The sequence below is a fragment of the Bacillus zhangzhouensis genome, assembly GCF_000715205.1.
Classification (GTDB): Bacteria; Bacillota; Bacilli; order Bacillales; family Bacillaceae; genus Bacillus; species Bacillus zhangzhouensis.
Genome location: NZ_JOTP01000001.1, coordinates 299430 through 318665 on the forward strand (window position 1 = coordinate 299430; position 19236 = coordinate 318665).

General features: G+C 41.6%; 21 protein-coding genes and 2 pseudogenes. 19 read left to right on the forward strand and 4 right to left on the reverse strand.

Features of this window, described 5'->3' with window-relative positions:
* Positions 1–17: 17 nt before the first annotated feature.
* Positions 18–278, forward strand: a complete 261-nt coding sequence (locus BA70_RS01515) for a DUF1871 family protein (RefSeq protein ID WP_034317226.1) — start codon at positions 18–20, stop codon at positions 276–278.
* Here the strand turns inward: BA70_RS01515 and BA70_RS01520 are convergent.
* Entirely contained in the window at positions 275–1099 is an 825-nt protein-coding gene (locus BA70_RS01520) for an alpha/beta fold hydrolase (RefSeq protein WP_034317228.1), read from the reverse strand. The two genes, BA70_RS01515 and BA70_RS01520, sit on opposite strands and share 4 nt — an antisense overlap.
* A 170-nt stretch (positions 1100–1269) precedes the next feature.
* Here BA70_RS01520 and BA70_RS01525 point away from each other — a divergent pair, with 170 nt between their 5' ends.
* From BA70_RS01525 to yugI, 3 genes are all read left to right on the forward strand, one after another.
* Positions 1270–1770 (forward strand): Lrp/AsnC family transcriptional regulator, encoded by a 501-nt coding sequence (locus BA70_RS01525; RefSeq protein WP_003213765.1) that lies wholly within the window; start codon positions 1270–1272, stop codon positions 1768–1770.
* Complete coding sequence (locus tag BA70_RS01530; protein WP_034317231.1) at positions 1771–2964, forward strand: aminotransferase; 1194 nt, start codon at positions 1771–1773, stop codon at positions 2962–2964. It abuts the gene before it with no gap.
* A gap of 198 nt (positions 2965–3162) precedes the next feature.
* Positions 3163–3555 carry a S1 domain-containing post-transcriptional regulator GSP13 gene (yugI, locus tag BA70_RS01535; RefSeq protein ID WP_003213420.1) on the forward strand — a complete coding sequence of 131 codons (393 nt, stop codon included), beginning with the start codon at positions 3163–3165 and terminating at the stop codon, positions 3553–3555.
* Positions 3556–3618: 63 nt separating this feature from the next.
* Here yugI and BA70_RS01540 read toward each other — a convergent pair whose 3' ends face one another.
* On the reverse strand, positions 3619–3855 hold the full coding sequence (locus BA70_RS01540; protein ID WP_003212952.1) for a DUF378 domain-containing protein: 237 nt from the start codon (positions 3853–3855) through the stop codon (positions 3619–3621).
* Between the two features lie 144 nt (positions 3856–3999).
* On the opposite strand from BA70_RS01540, the gene BA70_RS01545 reads away from it, so the two are divergent.
* From BA70_RS01545 to BA70_RS01565, 5 genes are all read left to right on the forward strand, one after another.
* Positions 4000–5163 (forward strand): iron-containing alcohol dehydrogenase, encoded by a 1164-nt coding sequence (locus tag BA70_RS01545; protein WP_034317234.1) that lies wholly within the window; start codon positions 4000–4002, stop codon positions 5161–5163.
* 123 nt (positions 5164–5286) lie between these two features.
* Positions 5287–6459, forward strand: a complete 1173-nt coding sequence (locus BA70_RS01550; protein ID WP_034317237.1) for an iron-containing alcohol dehydrogenase — start codon at positions 5287–5289, stop codon at positions 6457–6459.
* 126 nt (positions 6460–6585) lie between these two features.
* Positions 6586–7941 (forward strand): glucose-6-phosphate isomerase, encoded by a 1356-nt coding sequence (locus BA70_RS01555; protein WP_034317240.1) that lies wholly within the window; start codon positions 6586–6588, stop codon positions 7939–7941.
* Positions 7942–8216: 275 nt separating this feature from the next.
* Positions 8217–8435 (forward strand): hypothetical protein, encoded by a 219-nt coding sequence (locus BA70_RS01560; protein WP_034317243.1) that lies wholly within the window; start codon positions 8217–8219, stop codon positions 8433–8435.
* 29 nt (positions 8436–8464) lie between these two features.
* The gene (locus tag BA70_RS01565) at positions 8465–8866 is read left to right on the forward strand and encodes a YugN-like family protein (protein WP_034317245.1); all 402 of its coding nucleotides are present in this window, start codon (positions 8465–8467) and stop codon (positions 8864–8866) included.
* On the opposite strand, the gene BA70_RS01570 is transcribed toward BA70_RS01565, so the two are convergent.
* Positions 8863–9849 (reverse strand): potassium channel family protein, encoded by a 987-nt coding sequence (locus BA70_RS01570; protein ID WP_034317247.1) that lies wholly within the window; start codon positions 9847–9849, stop codon positions 8863–8865. The two genes, BA70_RS01565 and BA70_RS01570, sit on opposite strands and share 4 nt — an antisense overlap.
* A gap of 126 nt (positions 9850–9975) precedes the next feature.
* Between BA70_RS01570 and BA70_RS01575 the strand changes: the two genes are divergently transcribed.
* The 6 genes from BA70_RS01575 (at position 9976) to BA70_RS01600 (ending at position 14152) form a co-directional block, all read left to right on the forward strand.
* Positions 9976–10200 carry a YuzI family membrane protein gene (locus tag BA70_RS01575; protein WP_034317465.1) on the forward strand — a complete coding sequence of 75 codons (225 nt, stop codon included), beginning with the start codon at positions 9976–9978 and terminating at the stop codon, positions 10198–10200.
* 80 nt (positions 10201–10280) lie between these two features.
* Positions 10281–10955, forward strand: a complete 675-nt coding sequence (locus BA70_RS01580) for a zinc metallopeptidase (RefSeq protein ID WP_034317468.1) — start codon at positions 10281–10283, stop codon at positions 10953–10955.
* Positions 10956–11003: 48 nt separating this feature from the next.
* A complete protein-coding gene (locus BA70_RS01585; protein ID WP_034317250.1) occupies positions 11004–12296 on the forward strand; it encodes a hemolysin family protein in 1293 nt (430 codons plus the stop codon).
* A gap of 137 nt (positions 12297–12433) precedes the next feature.
* Complete coding sequence (locus tag BA70_RS01590) at positions 12434–12835, forward strand: secondary thiamine-phosphate synthase enzyme YjbQ (protein WP_034317253.1); 402 nt, start codon at positions 12434–12436, stop codon at positions 12833–12835.
* 14 nt (positions 12836–12849) lie between these two features.
* A complete protein-coding gene (locus tag BA70_RS01595; RefSeq protein WP_034317256.1) occupies positions 12850–13899 on the forward strand; it encodes an NAD(P)H-dependent flavin oxidoreductase in 1050 nt (349 codons plus the stop codon).
* Positions 13900–13903: 4 nt separating this feature from the next.
* Positions 13904–14152, forward strand: coding sequence for a hypothetical protein (locus BA70_RS01600; RefSeq protein WP_034317259.1), 249 nt, complete (start codon positions 13904–13906; stop codon positions 14150–14152).
* A 21-nt stretch (positions 14153–14173) separates the two neighbouring features.
* Here the strand turns inward: BA70_RS01600 and BA70_RS01605 are convergent, their stop codons facing one another.
* Positions 14174–14914, reverse strand: a complete 741-nt coding sequence (locus BA70_RS01605) for a protein-glutamine gamma-glutamyltransferase (protein WP_034317262.1) — start codon at positions 14912–14914, stop codon at positions 14174–14176.
* Between the two features lie 339 nt (positions 14915–15253).
* On the opposite strand from BA70_RS01605, the pseudogene BA70_RS20910 reads away from it, so the two are divergent.
* The 4 genes and pseudogenes from BA70_RS20910 to BA70_RS20925 all read left to right on the forward strand — a co-directional run.
* Positions 15254–16120 (forward strand): annotated as a pseudogene (locus BA70_RS20910) (cache domain-containing protein); the annotation flags it as partial.
* 114 nt (positions 16121–16234) lie between these two features.
* On the forward strand, positions 16235–17062 hold the full coding sequence (locus tag BA70_RS20915; protein WP_420834666.1) for a methyl-accepting chemotaxis protein: 828 nt from the start codon (positions 16235–16237) through the stop codon (positions 17060–17062).
* A gap of 281 nt (positions 17063–17343) precedes the next feature.
* Positions 17344–18234 (forward strand): annotated as a pseudogene (locus BA70_RS20920) (HAMP domain-containing protein); the annotation flags it as partial.
* Positions 18229–19179, forward strand: coding sequence for a methyl-accepting chemotaxis protein (locus tag BA70_RS20925; RefSeq protein WP_373465699.1), 951 nt, complete (start codon positions 18229–18231; stop codon positions 19177–19179). The pseudogene BA70_RS20920 and the gene BA70_RS20925, both read left to right, overlap by 6 nt.
* Positions 19180–19236 lie beyond the last annotated feature (57 nt).

A 19236-nucleotide genomic window follows, 5' to 3' on the forward strand; every position in this document is an offset into this window, starting at 1 on the left:
TATAAGCGGTGATACCCATGAAAGATAGTCAAGCTGTAGAAGAGATGATTCAATTCATTAAGGCATGGGACCCTTTTCATTATGGAGAGGACTTTTATGAAACGGAGCCTGCTGACGTCATCAGTGCGTTATACGACGCAGAGGACCCGTTATCTTTAGCAAAAGAGATTCAAGCCATTTACCATCACTCATTTGAGCAGCTTCTTCCGATAGAGAACTGTCAAGATATAGCGAATCAGCTTTTTGTCATAAGAGACAGCAGCTCCTGCTCACGCTAAGACAGGCTGAAATTGCCGATTTGATCAGACACAAAGACCGGATTTTCCTCAGGAATGAGGTGCCCGGTTTTTTTTAATGCATGTAAGGTCGAATGCGGCAGATCTTTGTGCAGTCTTTCGCCTACTTGAATGGGAACGATCCGATCTTCCTTGCCCCAAATGAGCAGCACGGGTGTCTCCATTTTCTTTAGGACATCTGACGTCAAATCACCTTCTCGGTGCCGCACCAAACGTAAAAGACCTCTAAAGATTTTATCATCAGAAAAAGGCTTTAAATATCCGTCCACCATCTCTTGATCAATAATCGAATGATCATGCACAACAGCGGTTAAATTATTCATAATGCCTTGCTTTAAAAGTTTTCTTTTTAGAAATAGATAAAAATAAGGAATATACGTGCTATAAACAAGCGATCTTCTGGACTTATTCAAATACCCTGAGCTGCATAAAAGAACCGCCTTTTCAAATAGGTCTGGGCGTTCGGAAGCAGCGTATAAGGCAATTTGTCCGCCCATTGAATGACCCACTAGAATTGCATGCTGAATCTGCAAGTAACCGGCTAGTTCAATAATGATCTTGCCCATATTGCGATAGCTGTAAATAAAGGTATTCGACTTCTCAGACTGCCCAAATGGAGGCAGATCGATCGCAATTAAATTGAAGTCTTGTTTCAGAAGCGGGATGAGCTTACGATAGCTGAAAGTAGAAGAGAAGAGACCGTGAATCAAGATCAATGTCTTCTTTCCCACATTTGGATAGTGCTCGTAATAGATATCTAAACCGAATTTACTTTTCATATAAGCTGGCTGAACAATGTCCACACTCATCACTCCGATACTCACTCTCTGTTAGGTGACTGTATTGTACCCTAAAAAGTGGGTTTTAAGCTACGATTAGAATCTTTTCCCTGCTTAGCATAATGGGAAAAACGTGCTATAATGTTCAGAAGATTTTTTAAAACTAGCTTTTACATGCAGAGGTGTGAATTCAAATGAAACTAACAGAAAAAGAAACTGAAATATTAGAGATTTTAGATGAAAACAGCCGCGCCGATTTAAATACAATTGCGAAAATGGCAGGTGTGACAACAGAAGAAGCCGAAGCCATTATTCAAAAACTTGAAGATCAAAAAGTCATTATTGATTATTCGACCATGATTGACTGGCGTAAAGTGGATGGTCACGAAGGCGTCACAGCCATGATTGATGTGAAAGTGACACCGAAAAGAGGCGTCGGATTTGATGAAATTGCTGAACGCATTTACAGGTTTCAAGAAGTTGAGTCCGTATATTTAATGTCAGGTGTATACGATCTTTCTGTTGTGATCCGCGGAAGATCCATGTCTGATATTGCCCGCTTTGTATCTGAAAAATTATCGACACTTGATTCCGTTGTTTCAACAACTACCCACTTCATTTTGAAAAGATATAAACATGATGGGAAAGTGTTTGAAACAGGAGACGATGACAAAAGAATCGTGGTGTCTCCTTAAATGAAAAAGTCTTATTTATCTGAAACGGTACAAAGCATTCAGCCGTCAGGTATTCGGAAATTTTTTGATCTCGCAGCCACAATGGAAGGGGTCATTTCCCTTGGTGTCGGCGAACCAGATTTCGTGACAGCTTGGAATGTCAGAGAAGCAAGCATTATGTCATTAGAACAAGGACTTACCTCTTATACGGCGAATGCAGGTCTGTTGTCTTTGCGAAAAGAACTGAGCCACTATTTATATAAGCGATTTCACATCGATTACAGTCCTGAAGAAGAACTCATTATTACGGTAGGCGGAAGTCAGGCCCTTGATTTAGCCTTTCGCGCAATTTTAAACGGTGGCGATGAAGTGATCATTCCAGAGCCTTGTTTTGTAGCGTATGGGGCACTGACGACACTTGCAGGCGGAGTACCTGTCTATTTAAGTACATCGGCTGAAAAAGATTTCAAAGCTGATTCTGCGGATCTTCGCACGAAGCTGACGCCTAAGACAAAAGCCATCTTACTGTGCTCTCCATCAAATCCAACAGGATCTGTTTACTCAAAGGAAGAGCTCGAAGATATTGCCCAATTTGCAAAAGAGCATGACCTTTTAATCATCACCGATGAAATTTATGCAGAGCTGACGTACGATGAAGCTTTTACAAGCGTTGCGGCGATTCAAGATATGAAGGAAAGAACGATCTTGATTTCAGGCTTTTCAAAAGGGTTTGCCATGACAGGCTGGCGCTTAGGATATGTGGCAGCACCACCTATACTGCGCGAGGCCATGCTGAAAATACACCAATATTCTATGATGTGTGCTCCGTCTATGGCACAATATGCGGCAGAAGAAGCACTGAAAAATGGACTTGAAGATGTAGAGAAAATGAAGAAAAGCTACAGAAGACGCCGCAATTTGTTTGTCGGCTCTCTCAATGAACTTGGACTGACATGTCACCAGCCAAATGGAGCCTTTTACGCCTTCCCATCCATCAAAGGCACCGGCATGTCTTCAGAACAATTTGCTGAGGAGCTGCTGCTAAGCGAGAAAGTAGCCGTTGTTCCGGGAAGTGTATTCGGTCCAAGCGGTGAAGGTCATATTCGCTGTTCATATGCTTCGTCACTCGATCATCTTCAGGAATCACTGTCAAGAATCCAGCGCTTCTTGCAGGATAGACAAGTGAAAAAAGAAGCACCGGCCATCTTAAAATAAAAAAAGGCATCAATCCATATGGACTCATGCCTCACAAATTAGGGGGGAATACTAGAAAGCATTCTTGTTTTCAGGTATTCCCCCTTTTGATATGATCTAAACCCTTTTAAAAAAAATTTTGCGTAACTGACCGTTCTATGATATAGTTTTTAATTGCGTATAAACGAATATTAAAACATTTATTTAGGAGTTGTTATCATGGCGACAAAGTTTGAAGTAGGCAGTGTTTACACTGGTAAAGTAACAGGATTACAAGCGTATGGTGCGTTTGTTGCATTAGATGAAGAAACTCAAGGACTTGTGCATATTTCTGAAGTAACACATGGTTTCGTAAAAGACATCAACGAGCATCTTTCAATTGGTGACGAAGTTCAAGTGAAAGTTCTTTCTGTTGATGAAAAAGCTGGTAAAATCAGCCTTTCTATCCGTGCTACACAAGAAGCACCTGAAAGAAAAGAAAGCAAACCAAAGAAACAAAGACCACAGCAAGTGAAAGAAGAAGCTGCTACACCACAAGGTTTCAATACGCTTAAAGATAAACTTGAAGAGTGGATTGAGCAGTCTAATCGTAAAGACTTAATCAAGAAATAAAAAAAGCACCGCTTCAAACGGTGCCTTAGGCTGCCTCGTGTAGGCGGCCTTTTTTATGTCTTTTTAGCGAACCTCTGGATTCGGCTCGTCGCGGCGAACAGCTTCTTCGCTTGGCTTGAACAATAGACCAAGATTAACAAGACCTGCAATTCCAACAAGACCATAAATAATACGTGATAATGCAGAGCCTTGTCCGCCAAAGATCGCTGCTACTAAGTCAAATTGAAAAAAGCCGATTAGTCCCCAGTTAATAGCACCAATAATCGTGAGCACGAGGGCAATACGTTGAATAGCACTCATCGTGATTCCTCCTTTCGCTACAGCATCAATACATTTATATTTTGCAGATTTTCAGCCAAACTATGCGTAAGAAAATGGATTAAAGCAAATTACTTTACTTTTGGAATGAATGAGGCGCATAATGTAGCGCGAGGAGGAGATCACATGGATCGATTTACTTATTGGAACCCAACGAAATTAATTTTTGGAAAGGGAGAAGTATCAGCCCTTTCAGATGAACTCAAACACTACGGAAAAAACGTATTGCTCGTATATGGTGGAGGCAGTATTAAACGAAACGGCCTTTATGATCAAGTTGTCAGCATCTTAAAAGAATCAGGAGCTGCAATCACTGAACTTGCTGGTGTTGAGCCGAACCCGCGCTTAACAACGGTAAGAAAAGGGGTTGAGCTTTGCAAAGAGAACCAAGTTGATTTTATTTTGGCAGTCGGTGGCGGTAGTGTCATTGATGCAACGAAAGCAATCGCAGCTGGTGCAAAATATGATGGAGATGCTTGGGATATCGTTACACGTAAGCATGTCCCAATGGAAGCGATCCCGTTCGGTACTGTATTAACACTTGCCGCAACAGGCTCTGAAATGAACTCTGGATCCGTCATCACAAACTGGGAAACAAATGAGAAGTATGGCTGGGGGAGTCCAGCAGTCTTCCCTAAATTCTCTATTCTTGATCCAGTAAACACATTCACTGTACCGAAAAATCATACGATTTATGGAATGGTCGACATGATGTCACACGTGTTTGAACAATATTTCCATCACACGGAAAATACACCTTATCAAGATCGTATGTGTGAAGGACTTCTACGTACCGTCATTGAAACGGCACCGAAGCTGATCAACGATCTAGAGAACTATGAGCTGCGTGAAACCATCTTATTCACTGGTACAATTGCACTCAATGGAATGCTTTCAATGGGCGCACGTGGTGACTGGGCATCTCATAATATTGAGCATGCGGTATCTGCTGTCTATGATATTCCTCATGCAGGCGGACTTGCGATCTTGTTCCCGAACTGGATGAAGCATGTCATTCAAGAAAACCCAGCCCGCTTTAAACAATTAGCGGTGCGTGTATTCGATGTAGACCCTGCGGGCAAAACAGACGAAGAAGTAGGCTTAGAAGGGATCGAAAAACTGTCTGCTTTCTGGACAAGCCTAGGTGCACCAAGTCGTTTAGCTGATTATGATATCAACGATGAGAAAATGGATTTAATTGCAGACCGTGCAATGGCACGCGGTGAATTTGGTCAATTTAAAAAGCTAAACAAAGAAGATGTCCTAGCCATTTTGAACGCTTCTTTATAATCGAACAACAAAAGATAGCTGCTTTCGAGCAGTTATCTTTTTTTTTTGAGTTCAACGCGTACTTATGTTACAGTAGTCTTTCATGTTTTTGGATATATTCGTTGTAAGGAGATGTTTCAACAGATGGAGAACTTTATTTACTATAATCCAACGAAATTAATGTTTGGAAAAGGACAACTAGAAGGACTCAAAAGCGAACTCGCTCGTTATGGGAAACGAGTGTTACTTGTATATGGTGGAGGAAGTATTAAGAAAAATGGTCTTTATGACAATGTCATTAGCGCGTTAAATGAAGCAGAAGCTGAAATATTTGAGCTGTCTGGCGTTGAACCGAACCCTCGCCTCACAACGGTGAAAAAGGGAGTAGACATCTGCCAAAAGGAAAAAATCGATTTCTTATTAGCAGTTGGCGGCGGAAGTGTCATCGACTGTACAAAAGCGATTGCAGCTGGAGCAGAGTATGAAGGTGATGTTTGGGATATTATCTCAAAGAAAACAACCGCTCAAAAAGCATTGCCGTTTGGCACCGTGCTGACGCTTGCGGCGACAGGTTCAGAAATGAACCCAGACTCTGTGATTACAAACTGGGAAACGAATGAAAAATATGTGTGGGGCAGTTCAGTAACTCACCCTGCCTTTTCTATTCTAGACCCTGAGCATACGTATTCTGTGCCAGAAAACCAGACTGTTTATGGAATGGTCGATATGATGAGCCATGTCTTCGAGCAATACTTCCATAATGTAAAAAACACGCCTTTACAGGATCGGATGTGTTTTGCTGTTCTTCAAACGGTGATCGAAACAGCACCAAAACTGCTTGAAGACTTACAAAGCTATGAGCATCGTGAAACGATTCTTTATGCAGGAACCATTGCGTTAAATGGGACGCTGCAAATGGGCTACTTTGGAGACTGGGCGTCTCATACGATTGAGCATGCTGTATCGGCTGTCTATGACATTCCGCATGCAGGTGGACTTGCAATCCTCTTCCCGAATTGGATGCGCCATACACTTGATCATAATGTGGAACGTTTCAAACATCTCATGCTGAGCATGTTTGACATCGAAACAGAAGGAAAAACAGATCGTGACATCGCATTAGAAGGAATCGATAAGCTGTCAGCCTTCTGGACAAGCCTCGGTGCACCAAGCCGTTTAGCAGATTATGATATTGGTGAAGATCAACTAGACAAAATTGCCGACATTGCGGCGAAAGAAATGGAATACGGTGGTTTTGGAAACTTTATGAAACTAAACCGTGATGACATTCTATCTATTTTGAAAGCCTCTTTATAAATCGGAATGCCGCTTCTCATGAAGAGAAGCGGCTTTTTGCTGCGCCAGTGACGATCACTTGATTTCAATAGCTAGTTCCGCTAAAGTGGAAGGGATAGAACTAACGTAATGGAGGGCTTACAAGCGATGACACATATTCAATTTGACTACTCGAAAGCGTTACCTTTCTTTCAAGAACATGAGCTTACATATTTAAAAGATTTTGTGAAGGTGGCCCATCATAATATTCATGAGCAAACGGGTGCAGGCAGTGATTATTTAGGCTGGGTTGACTTGCCTAAGCAGTACGATCGCGAAGAATTTGCCCGCATTAAAAAAAGTGCAGAAAAGATTAAGTCTGATTCTGATGTTTTACTCGTTGTAGGAATCGGCGGCTCTTATCTTGGCGCACGTGCAGCGATTGAATTTTTGAACCACTCTTTCTATAACACTTTGCCAAAAGGCAAACGTAAGACACCGCAAATCATTTTCATTGGAAACAATATCAGTTCTTCTTATTTAACAGATGTGATGGACCTGCTGGAAGATGCAGATTTCTCTATTAACGTGATTTCAAAATCTGGAACAACAACAGAGCCAGCCATTGCGTTCCGCATCTTTAAAAAGCTCCTCATTGAGAAATATGGTGCTGAAGAAGCAAAAAAACGTATTTATGCGACAACTGACAAGGCGCGCGGTGCACTCAAAACATTAGCAAACGAAGAAGGCTATGAATCATTTATCATCCCTGATGATGTAGGTGGACGTTATTCCGTTTTAACGGCAGTCGGTCTATTGCCAATCGCTGTGAGCGGTGCAGACATTGATCAGATGATGGAAGGTGCTGCAAAAGCAAGCGAAGACTTCGCTTCATCTGAGCTTTCAGAGAATGCGGCTTATCAATATGCTGTAGTCCGTAATGTCCTTTACAATAAAGGCAGAACGATTGAAATGCTGATTAACTATGAGCCAGGCCTTCAATATTTCGCAGAATGGTGGAAACAATTATTCGGTGAAAGTGAAGGGAAAGATGAAAAAGGAATCTATCCTTCATCAGCTAACTTCTCAACGGATCTTCATTCACTTGGTCAATATGTTCAAGAGGGAAGAAGAGACTTGTTTGAAACGATCGTGAATGTAGACAAGCCGCGACATGAGCTTGTCATTGAAGCTGAAGAACAAGACCTTGATGGCTTGAATTATCTAGCAGGAAAAACGGTTGATTTCGTGAATAAAAAAGCATTTGAAGGGACGATGCTTGCCCATACAGATGGAAAAGTACCGAATCTAATCGTCACCATTCCTGAGATGGATGCTTATACATTCGGATATCTTGTTTACTTCTTCGAGAAAGCATGTGCGATGTCTGGTTATTTACTAGGCGTCAATCCATTTGATCAGCCTGGAGTAGAAGCGTATAAAGTGAATATGTTTGCTTTATTAGGAAAACCGGGCTTCGAAGAGAAAAAGGCAGAGCTTGAAAGCCGTTTAAAACAATCATAAGAGCAAAAAAGCACACCTTTGGATAAGGTGTGCCCTTTGTCTTCTTTTCAGCGTGATTGAAAACCTTTGAAGTCTAGGAAGGACGAGCACTGGAGCGGAGCGAATTTGACATTCGTGAGCACCGGCGCGCAGGACTGACACCGAATGCGAGGGTTTGTCTACACGCTGAGCACACCTTTGGATAAGGTGTGCCTTTTTTTGTTTTCTCATGGTTTCAGTGCAAGCCTCCCTATGCTTCGTACATAGAATAATCAATAGAGGAGGGTGAAGAAGCGATGAGAACCAATCATATTTATATTCACGACATTTCCGGGCAGGCGATTGTCAACTTTGGCAATGTCGGACGAATCTGTTCGATGAGTGCTGTGAAGGACACATCAGGTGCTGGCAGTGCGAATGAGACTAGTACATCATCCAGCCAAAGCTTGTTTGATGCCACTTTTACAAATAATGTGCAAATGACGAGAGGAGGATGCATGAATTCCTCTCTTTAACGAACCCTAAACAAAAAGGAGGGTTTCGTATGATTCATGTACCATCCAGGCTGACAGATGAAAGCTTTTCTCTTTATCATTTGGAAGAAACCATGAAGCCGCTAGGCTATGTCATTAATGGCAATTGGGATTATGATCACGGGTATTTTGATTATAAAATTGATAACCGTGATGGCTATACCTTTCTCAGAGTTCCTTTTACAGCCGAGAAAGGTCAACTGGATCAGCCAGGCGTTGTAGTGAAAATGGGACATCCATTTCTCTTAAAGCATGTGTATCAAGACAAATTAGATGATCATGCGATGGTTGGAAATGCGGGAGCATCCTTTAACCAATTCCAAGAACCAAAAGAGAAAGATGGAGATGTGTCTAAAGCTTATACCGAAGTTGGCTTTTCACTCGTCAAGGAATTAGAAGATGCACTGCTTTAAAGGCTGATTAGCTCATCCTCTGGATGAAGCTCATATCCAAAAGGAGGATTCATCATGGGTCCTTCTTTTTTTTGTACACCTACAATGATCACATGATGCTCTAGAAAGTGATGGAGCGCCGTTAAGAACGTTTCTCCCGCTAATGAAGCTGGTACGGGAATGATGGTGACATGTTTATGCAGTGTCATATGTCGTTTTTTCTTTAATGTCATGAGCTGTTCCTTTAAAAGAAAATGTTCGACCATTAAATGATTGACAGCATCAGATGTATGGATGACTTGATTGGCTCCAGCACGCTCGGCATTTTTTACGTAACGATCTGTTAAGATCTCAATTAAGCAGTATAACGAAGGATTTAATCCTTTTGCGGCGAGCAAGGTTAAGACACTCTGCATATCGGCTGTCACTTCATTTTCATGCTGATCCGCGGTAATCATGAGTGTATCAGCGCCTGTAATATTGGCTTTGCGAAGTGTGACATCTTCCGTTCCATGCCCTTTAATAAAATGAACATTTTCTAAAAGAGGTCCTTCCTTCAAGGAGTCATCAATGAGCACAATGGGCATGGCCGGATCAATCGTTTGGAAGGATTGAAGCAGTTTGCTCGTTTTCTCATTCCAGCCGACGATAATCAGGTGTCCTTTCCCTTTAAAAGCAACTTTCCCCTCTACATAATGGTGCTGCTTGCTAAACACAGCTGCGGCGAGCGTGGCGAAGTAAGCAGTGATAAAGCTTGCGCCGATAAAAATCAGAGCCATACCAGCCACTTGTCCAGGCATGGTTTGTGGCACAAAATCACCGTATCCAACAGTAGAGATTGTAATGAGTGCCCACCAGATCCCATCAAAGATCGTATGGTACTGCTTTGGTTCAAGGAAGACAATTAATTGACCAAAAAAAAGAAGTATGAAACAAATAATGATGGCAATGCGAAAATAAAGAGGCCACCTTAGCCAAGCGATAAATAAACGGTTTGATTTCATTGGACTCTTCCTTTCAGGAGACTGCTAATGTCAGTATGCCCGATTGAGGAAACATTTTTTCATCTTCGGCATGTATTGAAACAGATCCCATATCGTAAAATAAGAGAGGAGAAGGAGGGAATTCGAATGTCGTTCGTTCAAAAGACCGTACTTCTTTTTATTGGCGCACACTTTTTGTCATCTGCTGTGATCTTATTAGTGTTTGATTTAAACGCTATGAATCATTTCACGAGTGATTTCTCGTGGCTGCTCTTTTTTCAAGACCTATATGGGACAGTGACCTTTTATACAGCATGCTTAGGAATGTTTTTCTTTTTCATTGGAGCAGTCATCCCCCTTAAAAAGACCTAGTGCTTTTTGCTGTACACATTACATAAAAGTATTTAAAATTGCAAATAAATATATAAAATAAAAGGAAGCTGATGAGCATGCTGTTTTTTTATTTTTTAACATTTGCCGCATTGGGATTGTCATTTTGGGCACAATTTAAAGTGAAGAATAATTTTGAAAAGTATTCAAAGGTCGAAGCAGCTAGTATGAAAACAGGTGCTGAAACCGCTCGATATATTTTAGATCGCAACGGGTTATACGACGTACCTGTTGAACCGGTAAGAGGAACTTTGACTGATCATTACGACCCGACGCAGCGTGTGGTTCGTTTATCTGAACCAGTGTATTATGGCCATTCTATTTCGGCCATTTCAGTCGCATCGCACGAGGTTGGACATGCCTTGCAGCATCAGGAATCCTATGGTGCGCTTGTTTTGAGACATAAGATCTTCCCTGTCGTGAACTTTGCATCTGGTGTTGCCCCGCTTCTTTTCCTTGGAGGATTATTGCTTGGCAGCCTTAACTTAATCGGGCTTGGGATCATTTTGTTCTCAGCTGCTGTATTTTTTCAGCTTGTGACATTGCCTGTCGAGTTTAATGCAAGTTCTCGTGCAAAAGATATCATTGTTTCAGAAGGAATCATTAGAAGCAGTGAAGAAAGAGGCGTGAACAAGGTGTTAAATGCTGCAGCACTTACGTATGTAGCAGCGGCACTTGTCTCCCTGTTTGAATTGCTTCGTTTTGTAATGATCTTCCTAAATGGCCGTAATGATTAATTGACGCCAGAGGAGGTGAGCCCTTACCAATGTTAGGTAAGGGTTTTTTTGTATATTTTAAACGTATTTTTAGTCATATTACTCATTGCTGCGACAGCATTCTTTGTTGTCACTGAATTTGCGATTGTGAAAATTAGAGACTCCAAAATCAACCAGCTGATTGAAAGTGGTGATAAAAGAGCCATCCATGTTCAAAAGCTGACATCCAATCTCGATGAATATTTATCCGCCTGTCAACTTGGTATCACCATCACTGCTTTAGGTTTAGGGTGGTTAGGTGAGCCGACGGTGGAGCATTTTCTGCATCCGCTTTTTGATAAAATGGGGCTTCATTCAGCATTGACAGACATCTTATCGTTTATCATTGCATTTGTGATCATTACGTTTTTACATGTCGTCGTTGGAGAACTGGCGCCGAAAACAATTGCCATTCAGAAGGCAGAGGCTGTCAGTCTTGTGACGGCAAAACCACTGATTTTTTTCTATAAAGTCATGTACCCGTTTATTAAGGCGTTAAATGGTGCTGCGCGAGGCATTGTGAAATTATTTGGTTTTCATTCTGTCAAAGAACATGAGGTGGCGATCAGTGAAGAAGAATTGCGTCTCATTTTGTCTGAAAGCTACCAGAAGGGAGAAATCAACCAATCTGAATACAAATATGTGAATAAAATATTTGAATTTGATAACCGAGTGGCGAGAGAGATCATGATCCCTCGTACAGAAATATCAGCCATTGAGATTGAACAGACGCTTGAGGACGTCACGCATTATATGCTGAATGAAAGGTACACACGCTATCCTGTCATCAAAGAAGACAAAGATCACGTGATTGGTGTCATCAATAGCAAAGATGTCTTTAAAGCAAGCTTCCTGAACCAAGAGGTTTCCATTGAAGACTTAATGCGTCCGGTGATTCGGGTGATTGAAAGCACCCCTGTTCAGGAATTGCTTATTTTGATGCAAAAGGAACGGATTCATATGTCGGTGCTTGTAGACGAATACGGCGGAACAGCCGGGCTTGTTACAGTAGAAGACATACTAGAGGAAATTGTGGGAGAGATTCGGGACGAATATGATCAGGATGAGACCCCACATATTGTGAAAAAAGGGGACTTCCACTATGTGATGGACGGGAAAGCCTTGATTGATGAAGTAAACGATTTATTGGATTTAGCTATTGAGAATGATGATGTCGATACAATTGCTGGCTGGATGATGACGCATAAATTCGATATTGATATTGGAGATACGATTGAAGCAGAAGGCTGTGAATTTAAAATCTTAGATGCAGAAGACCATCATATTCGTACCATTGAAATAAAAAAGATTCACTTTTCTTAAAAAACCTCGGAGCTCTTGACGAGGTTTTTTTGCTTGGTAAACTTTAGGTGGGAAGATTGATTTCTGCCAATTGTCAGTGATTTGTTTCACATAAAAAGGGTATGGTTTTATAGAAATAACAAAAAGGAGCAGCTCATATGAAAAAAATCAATGTACAAACAGACAGACGCGATGAGATGATAGACGTCACGCACGAAGTCCATCAATATGTCAGGGAAACAGGTATCCAAAACGGAACCGTCATTGTCTATTGTCCACATACGACAGCAGGGATCACCATTAATGAAAATGCGGACCCAGATGTCAAACGAGATATGCTGCGCCGGCTTGACGAAGTCTTTCCGTGGGAACATCCAAAGGACCGGCACATGGAAGGAAATACAGCAGCACACATGAAGGCTAGTTATACGGGCGCATCTCAGCATGTTCCCATCGATCACGGTGATCTTGTGCTTGGAACATGGCAGGGAATATATTTCTGTGAGTTTGACGGGCCAAGACATCGTCATTTTTATGTTCAGGTGTCATCAAACAAGTGAGGTGTGAGAGAAAGATGGGTGAATTCACAACGCTACTACAAATCAAACATGGGATCATCCAAGCCCCAATGGCAGGGGGAGCCGTGACGCCGCAGCTCGCAGCAGCTGTTTCGCAGTATGGGGGACTTGGTAGCTTAGCAAGTGGTTATGTGCAGCCTGAAAACATGAGAAAGCAGATCAGGCAGGTCAAAGAGCTCACATCTCGTCCATTTCAGGTCAATGTCTTTGTACCAGAGCCAATTCCAGATGTAAAAAAAGAGGATGTGGCATTTTGGGAAAAACGGCTGCCTGTATTACCAAAAGCACATATGATGCCTAGCGAAGAGGAATTATGGGATGATTTTGAACAGAAAATCAACATTCTTCAAGAAGAAGATGTGCCTATCGTTTCATTTACATTCGCCTGTCCGAATGAGCAAACGATTCATCGCTTAAAACAAAAGAGGATCTTTTTAATAGGAACAGCCACAACAAAAGAGGAAGCATTGCTTTTAGAGGAAAAAGGAATGGATGCCATTGTCCTACAGGGAAGTGAAGCAGGGGGACACCGCGGCACCTTTTTACCTTCAAAAGGAGATGCCTTGCAGGGATTGATCAGTTTAATGTCTGACGTCAAACAGACATGTCATGTGCCTTTGATCGCCGCAGGGGGCATCATGGATCGAGCAGGTGTGAAAGCAGCCATGGAGCTTGGAGCGGATGCTGTCCAAATCGGTACACGATTTTTAGCCAGTCAAGAAAGCGCTGCAGCGGAAGTGTACAAAAACGCCATTTTACAGGCAGAAGGCAGTGACACAAAGGTCACAAGGCTTTTTTCTGGGAAAAGAGCAAGAGGCATTGTGAATCAGTGGATGGAGGAAGAAAAGCCGCATGAAGATAAGGTTCTTCCCTATCCAGTACAGCATGTATGGACAACACCTATGCGAAAAACGGCAGCTGCTGAGGGAAATTCTGAACAAATGGCTCTTTGGGCAGGACAGGGCGTTGGCCGCATTCAATCCATTTTAACCGTCGAAGACATCATGAACGAACTCACGCAGACATCAATTCATGAGGGGGTATGACAGGATGGACATCTTAACCCATTCATACCGAAAAAAAGGACAAATCGAATTCGTGTTTGATGCTTTTCCGCACTCTTCTGCCGTCCTTACCCCCATTCGTCATTACTATTTTGTTCGTTACGTGAAATGGAGCCGGCACGATCCCCCGGTCACTAGAAACGATCTAGAAGAAATGGAGATCCTTGCGAACAAAATGCTTGGCACGCTCCAAGATTATCGCAAACGCAAGGCATACAAAGGCCCCTTGTCATAACCAATAGACAAGAGGCCTTTTTTAGCTGCCGAACATTTGCCTGAGATAAATGACATCCATCCGGGTGGTCTGCGGCAATAAATAAGCGGATTGAACAGCACCTGGCCGCCTTCTGTTATTTAATTTGTCAATAATTTCTGCTGCTGTTAAAATCCCAAGCCCATGACCGTAATATTGATCTTCTCCTAAGTAAATGACATTTTCTCCACGCCATTGTGACTGCTGATAGCTAAACTCCGGATTCTCGAAATATAAACAATCTCCGTAAATAAAATCATTTCCGCGCTCTGTATAAATCGACAATGTATCATAATGCCAGTCATACAGCGTTAAACTTCGAAGCCTTCGATTGAACTTCTCGTCTCCTACCGTTTGCAGGACCCCCATATAAAACACAATGACAATTGCCGTTGCACATTCGAATGCATATTTTGAGCCATTTTCAAAAATGTCTTTGATCCCTTTAGATGGTTCAACTTGATAGCGTAATTCTAGTGCTCCTGCCTCTGATACACGCCAAAATGCGTCATTTGCACGAGACCTTTGAAAGATGGCAAATGAGGCACCACTTTTATTCAAATCTCTTGCGGCATTCATAATGTTCGATCTTAAGGTCACCTCAAATAACAAATCAGATGCTTGCCTATAGCGGAACGTATCATTTGATGCTTGTAACTGCATCAAAATGATTCGTTTTTGTCCCTCTAGCTGGAATGATGCCAGCTGCTCATTTGTCACTGGCTGTCCTGAAAGGATAATCATATGAAAAGCGCCCCCTTTTGTATTAGCGTATGCGCGATGCTTGGGCAAGGAATCAATTTGTGAAAATAAACAAAAATGCATCCTTTTTATTTGAAAAACATGAAAATAATATAAAGATGTCCGATATAAAACATAACCTTTAAAAGGAGGAAAAACATGAAAAGTGCAATAAAATGGTTGAAAAAACCATCGATTTCAAAGAGACTGATCATTTCATTCACACTTGTTCTCGTCTTACCAATCATTACACTAAGTGCGATTTCATATCAGATTGCCAAACAAGAATTAGATCATGAAATCATGTACGGAGCGAATGCAAGAGTCAATGAGTTGAATGACATGATCGAGCAAAAGCTTTTGAACAAAGAAAACGCGGTGAAACTCTTTACCGAAACGTCCAATGCAGACGATTTTAAAAAGAAAAACCAGCATGAACTTTATGAGCATTTTGAGATATACAGCAAAATCAATGAAGATGATGTAGTTGGTTTTTATGCAGCAAGTAAAAAGAGTGATTTCATTCAGTTTCCTAAAGTAGACATGCCAAAAGGCTATGATCCAACGAAACGCGATTGGTACCAACAAGCAATGCAGGATGAAAAAGGTGACCCTGTTGTCACCAATCCATACATCTCTGCTACAACAAATCGCATGGTTGTCACGATCGCCCAGCGCCTGAAGGACGGATCGGGAGCCATTGGGATCGATATCGATGTTCAGGACATTGTTGATAAAATAAAGGGAATTAAAATTGGACGAGAAGGTTATCCAATTATTGCAAATAAAAATAAACAAATTGTGGCGCATCCAGAAGAAAAATCAGGCTCTAATGTCACAGAAAATATTTCATCTATCCTTTACAGCGGCAAAGAAGGAAATGCAACTTATGAGAATAAAGGAGAGCAAAAGCGTCTCGTTTTTGTCACGAATGATTTAACAGGTTGGAAAATTGCTGGAACGATGTTTGTATCAGAAACAGAAGAAGCAGCTCAGCCAGTTTGGAATTCTGCCATTATTCTTTTAATATCTTCATTTATCCTTGGCGGCATCGCAATCTTCTTCATCGTTCGCTCCATCACAATGGGGCTTAGAAAGCTTGTTGATTTCTCAAACAAAGTGAGTGAAGGCGATTTAACCGAAACCCTTGAAACCAAATCGAAGGATGAAATAGGGGATCTGACAAGAAGCTTTAGCAAGATGAGTGAATCCCTTCGTGAAGTCATTCGAGCTGTACAACAATCTGTCGACAATGTGGCTTCGGCTTCAGAGGAGCTGACCGCAAGTGCCAGCCAAACGAGTCAAGCAACAGAGCATATTACGATGTCGATTGAACAATTTTCAAATGGAAATGAAGCACAAAACGAGAAAGTCGAATCTAGTACGAATCAGCTTGTGGCGATGAATGAAGGATTACAAGGCATGTCACATACTTCATCAGAAGTGGCGACTGTCTCACTTCAATCGACGGAGGCTGCTGGTCAAGGCGGCCGCATTGTTGAAAGCACAGCCAAACAAATGAAACATATTGATACGTCTGTGCAAGAAGCAGAACAAGTCATGAAAGAATTAGAATACAAGTCTAAAGATATTACGAGTATATTAAATGTGATTAACGGCATTGCGGATCAAACGAATTTACTTGCCCTTAATGCAGCAATCGAAGCAGCAAGAGCAGGTGAATCAGGGCGCGGCTTCTCCGTCGTTGCAGAGGAAGTGAGAAAACTAGCTGTCCAATCCGCAGATTCAGCGAAAGAAATTGAGAAGCTGATCCAAGAAATTGTGTTAGAAATTGCTAAATCTCAAGATATGTTCAAAGCGGTCAATCGAGAAGTAAATGCAGGACTCGGCATGACAGAAGAGGCAAAAGAAAGCTTCCAGAACATTTATGAGGCGGCAGAAGGAATGTCGAGAAAGCTTACCCAATTAAACGATACGGCAATTGACCTATCAAGTGGTTCAAAGCTTGTTTCACAAGCCATGCAGGAAATGCGTCAAGTCTCAAGAGAAAGCGCAGCGAACATTCAAGACATTGCTGCTTCAGCTGAAGAACAACTGGCATCTATGGAAGAAATCACATCTTCTTCTGTGACACTTGCCAATATGGCAGAGGAACTAAAAGAGCTAACAAGCCAATTTAAAATTAATTAAAGAACGAAGAAAAAATATCCAGAATTATCTGGGTATTTTTTTTATTTTTAAACGTCATTTCCAGTCTCTAAAAATATACCTTTTATCCGATAATAACTTTAGAGAAGTAAAGGGGGAAAGATAAAATGGGAAAAATGATCCAATGGTTCAAAAAACCATCCATTTCAAAAAAATTAATCATTGCCTTTTTGGTAGTCCTGATCTTACCAACCGTGGCACTGACAATTAGTGCGTTTTTCACATCAAAGACAGAGTTAGACAAACAGATTATGGGCAGTGCCATGAGTCAGGTCAACGCATTTGATACCTTAATCAATGAGAATATTGGAAACAAAGCAGATGCTGTGACACTGTTTACAGACTCTCTCAAAGCTTCTAATCTTCAAGAAAAAAATAGAAATGCGACCATTAAAGAATTGCAGCAATATGGAAAAATTAATGAAAAAGATGTTGCTGCTATTTATGTAGGCTCTGAAAAAGGGTTGTTCATGCAATACCCAGTTCAAAAGATGCCTGATGGCTACGATCCAAGAGAGCGTCCATGGTATCAAGAGGCGCTCAATGCAGAAAGCGGCAAACAAGTCATTACAAAACCATACGTTGCAGCATCCACAGGCAAAATGGTCATCACCATTGCTCAAAAAACGAAAGATGGTTCAGGTGTCATCGGGGTTGACATGGAAATTGATAGCCTGCTTCAAAAATTAAAAGAAATCAAAATTGGGCAAAAAGGCTATGCCTTCATCATGGAAAAGGATAAAACTGTCCTAGCAGATCCAACCCAAAAGCCAGGAAGCCAAGTCAATGAAAACCTAGCGAATATTATTTTTAAAAACAAAGAAGGAAGCGGCAGCTACACACTCAAAGGAACAGATAAAAAGGTGGCGTATGTGACCAATGAATTAACCGGCTGGAAAATCGGTGGAACAATGCTTGTATCAGAAGTAGAAGATGCGGCAAAGCCAGTTTTCCAAACAGCCATTATCGTGTTCAGTGTGACACTTATCGTAGCAGGAACCCTCATCTTCTTTATCGTCCGCTCTATATCAAAGAGATTATCCAACCTTGTCCGCTTCTCGAAAAAAGTCAGCAATGGAGATTTGCGTGATAAGCTTCAGATCCAATCAGATGATGAAATTGGGCAAGTTGGTAAAGGCTTTAATACGATGATTGACTCATTAAGATCCCTCATTGGTGCCGTTCAAACCTCAGTCGAAAATGTCGCTTCTTCATCAGAAGAACTGACCGCCAGCGCAGGACAAACAAGTAAAGCAACAGAGCATATTACATTAGCCATTGAACAATTCTCCAGCGGAAATGAAAGTCAAAATGATAAAGTGGAATTGAGCTCAGGCGAGTTAGAGGAAATGAACCGAGGCCTCCAGCACATGAATGAATCTGCTGAATCGATTACCGCGTCATCGATCAAATCAACAGATATCGCAGGGGAAGGCGGACAGCTTGTTGAAAAAACCGCTTCTCAAATGAATGTCATTGATCAGTCAGTGAAAAAAGCAGAGAATGTGATTGGCGCACTTGAAAGTAAATCAAAAGACATTACACAAATTCTCGGTGTCATCAATGGTATCGCCGATCAAACAAATTTACTTGCACTAAATGCAGCGATCGAGGCAGCAAGAGCTGGGGAATCCGGCAGGGGCTTCTCCGTAGTAGCAGAAGAAGTAAGGAAACTTGCTGTTCAATCTGCCAATTCAGCGAAAGAAATAGAGTATTTGATCAATGAAATCGTTCAAGACATCGATGTATCACAGGAAGTATTCACTGCGGTGAATCGAGAAGTTCAATCGGGCTTAAGCTTCACTGAACAAACGAAAGTAAGCTTCCACAATATTTTCGAAATGACAAAAGAAATTTCAGACAAGCTCCAAACGATGAATCAGACCGTTGTTCAGCTTTCAAAAGGCTCATCACATGTTTCAGAGGCTGTCCGTGAGATCGCAGACGTATCACGTGAAAGCTCCGCAAATATTCAAGACATTGCCGCCTCAGCAGAAGAGCAACTGGCATCAATGGAAGAAATCAGCTCGTCCTCTGCTACACTCTCTTCTATGGCAGAAGAATTGCGTGATTTGATTAGCAAATTTAAGGTTGAATAGACACGCTGAAAAGAAGACAAAGGGCTAAAATTAAGATCATTTCAGTCCTTTGTCAAC